The organism is Mesorhizobium sp. M7A.F.Ca.CA.004.04.2.1 (assembly GCF_004022825.1).
GTDB lineage: Bacteria > Pseudomonadota > Alphaproteobacteria > Rhizobiales > Rhizobiaceae > Mesorhizobium.
This window is the reverse complement of record NZ_RZPH01000885.1, coordinates 1-2,562: the sequence shown is the minus strand read 5'-3', so window position 1 is coordinate 2,562 and position 2,562 is coordinate 1. Positions and strand designations below refer to the sequence as shown.

General features: G+C 63.9%; 2 protein-coding genes. Both read right to left on the bottom strand.

All coding sequences use genetic code 11. From position 1 onward, the window contains the following. Positions 1-978: phosphoenolpyruvate-utilizing N-terminal domain-containing protein (locus EN893_RS28665; protein ID WP_128361974.1), on the bottom strand; the 978-nt coding region annotated here is incomplete at its 3' end. An 83-nt stretch (positions 979-1,061) separates the two neighbouring features. Further along, positions 1,062-2,315 carry an aspartate kinase gene (locus EN893_RS28660; RefSeq protein ID WP_013529459.1) on the bottom strand — a complete coding sequence of 418 codons (1,254 nt, stop codon included), beginning with the start codon at positions 2,313-2,315 and terminating at the stop codon, positions 1,062-1,064. Between the last annotated feature and the right edge of the window lie 247 nt (positions 2,316-2,562).

Here is a 2,562-nt window from a genome sequence, read left to right as displayed (position 1 = left end):
GACATCTTCCGGCCCGCGCCCCATCAGCTGACGCAGCAGGCGGTTGGCGAGGTCGTCGAAATCGCTCATCCGCTCGCGCAGATAGGGATCGGTCATGTGCAGCATGCGGGCGCGCATGTCGCTCTGCACCTTTTCCACCGCCGCTTCGGCCGTCAGGCCGTTGCGGATGGCCTCTTCCAGCCGCCGCACCCAGCCGCGATCGTTGGCGAACATGCGATAGGCTTCCAACACCTGGCGATGCTCGCCTTCGAAGGCGACGTCGCGGCGTTCCAGCATGTCGTCGATGGACAGCCTGAGCGAGCTGAGTGAGGTCTCGAGGCGGCGGACCTCTTCCTCGCTGTCTTCGTTGAACAGATTGGTGACGACGATGCGCGGCTCGTGCAGCACGACATGGCCGAGCCCGACGCCTTCATTGAAGGACAGGCCGGTGAAGCTGACAGGGCGGCGCAGATCGAGTTCGAGGCCGGGCCGGGTCAGCCGCGCCAGATCGCCGGTGGCGATCATCTCGGCGATCACCATCGCCGTGGTTTCCAGCGCCTCGACCTCGTCGTCGCGGTAGTGGCGCATGGTCTTGTTCTGCACCACCAGCACGCCCAGCGTGCGCCCTGCCCGCAGCACCGGCACGCCGAGGAACGAGTTGTAGATCTCTTCCCCGGTCTCAGGCAGATAGGCGAAGGCAGGGTGTTCCTGCGCATTGGACAGGTTGAGCGGCCGCGCGCTGGCGGCGATCGTGCCGACCAGGCCTTGGCCCAGCCGCAACTGCGCCAAATGGACGGCGTTCGGGTTCAGACCTTCGGTAGCGTAGAGTTCGAGCACCGAATCGGCGCGCAGCACATAGAGCGAGCAGACTTCCGCGACCATGTTGGAGGCGATGTCGCGCACGATCCGGTCAAGCCGCTCCTGCGGCTCCAGCGGCTCCTGCATGAGCTCGCGGAGCCGTTTGAGCAAAACGCGCGGGCCACTGGCCTGATCACGCATCGCGGCTTCTTCTCCAATGGGCATTCTGCCCGCCGCAGTTTCCACCGCGACCGGCGCACACGCAACAACTCAAATCGTTCTCGCTACTGCTTATCCAGACCGTAGACGGAATGCAAAGTACGAACCGCAAGTTCCGTATACGGACCGTCGATCAGGATCGAAATCTTGATCTCGGAGGTCGTGATGGCGCGGATGTTGATCGATTTGTCGGCCAGAGCCTTGAAAGCGGTGGCGGCGACGCCGGCATGGCTCCTCATGCCGATGCCGATGACCGAAACCTTCGACATGCCGGCTTCCGACTGCACGACATCGTAGCCGATCGAAGCCTTGAGGCGTTCAAGCACGGCCAGCGCCTTGTCGACATCGCCCGACGGCACGGTGAAGGTCATGTCGGTGAACTTGCCGTCCTCGGAAATGTTCTGGACGATCATGTCGACATTGATGTTGGCCTCGGCCAGCGGCCCGAAGATGCCGGCGGCAACGCCCGGCCGGTCGCCGACCCGGCGCAGCGAAATCTGCGCTTCATCCTTGGCGTAGGCAATTCCGGTGACGACCTGCTGTTCCACGATCTCTTCCTCGTCGCAAATGAGCGTTCCGGGCGGATTGAGCAAATCCCCCATTCCGGGCGCGTCGGGATCGTCGAAGGACGACCGCACGAAGGTACGCACCCTGTGCACCATGGCAAGCTCGACCGAACGCACCTGCAGAACCTTGGCGCCGAGCGAAGCCATTTCAAGCATTTCCTCGAACGATATCTTGGCCAGCCGCCGCGCCTTGGGCTCGATGCGCGGATCGGTGGTGTAGACCCCGTCGACGTCGGTATAGATGTCGCAGCGATCAGCCTTGACCGCCGCGGCGATGGCGACGGCACTGGTGTCGGAGCCGCCGCGGCCGAGCGTGGCGATACGATTGTCCGGGCCGATGCCCTGGAACCCGGCGATCACCGCCACCTGGCCCTCGCCGAAGCGCTTGATCAGGAACGCGCCGTCGATATCGAGGATGCGCGCCGCTCCATGCGCATTGTCGGTCTTGATCGGGATCTGCCAGCCCTGCCAGGAGCGGGCGTGCACGCCCATGTTCTGCAAGGTGATGGCCAGAAGGCCGGCCGTGACCTGCTCGCCGGAAGCGACGACCGCATCATATTCGCGTGCGTCATGCATCGGCGAGGCCTCACGCGTCCAGCCGACCAGTTCATTGGTCTTCCCGGCCATCGCCGAAACGACCACCGCCACCTCGTGGCCAGCGTCGACCTCGCGTTTTACGTGACGCGCCACGTTGCGGATGCGGGCGATGTCGGCGACCGAGGTTCCGCCGAATTTCATCACGATGCGCGCCATGGGAGCGAAATGCCTTTGCCTGAAGCCGGATCCCGGCCAAAAGCCGAAATCCCGAAAAGCGGAAGGCCGGCTGACGCCGGCCGCTGAATGCGCGGCCTCCTTAGCCAAATGATGAAGGTTTCGCAAGGCTGGCGGCCGATTGCCGGCGCCAGAACCCGGCATATTGCCTTCCGCCCCGCCGCCGCCTACGAAATGCAGCCTGCGGGGAATTCTTTTGGTTCGGCATAACAGATGATGATTGCTCGTC

What these genes read in the sequence shown, in the direction of transcription:
- EN893_RS28660 (WP_013529459.1), bottom strand. Translation starts at nt 2,315, where the DNA reads ATGGCGCGCATCGTGATGAAATTCGGCGGAACCTCGGTCGCCGACATC.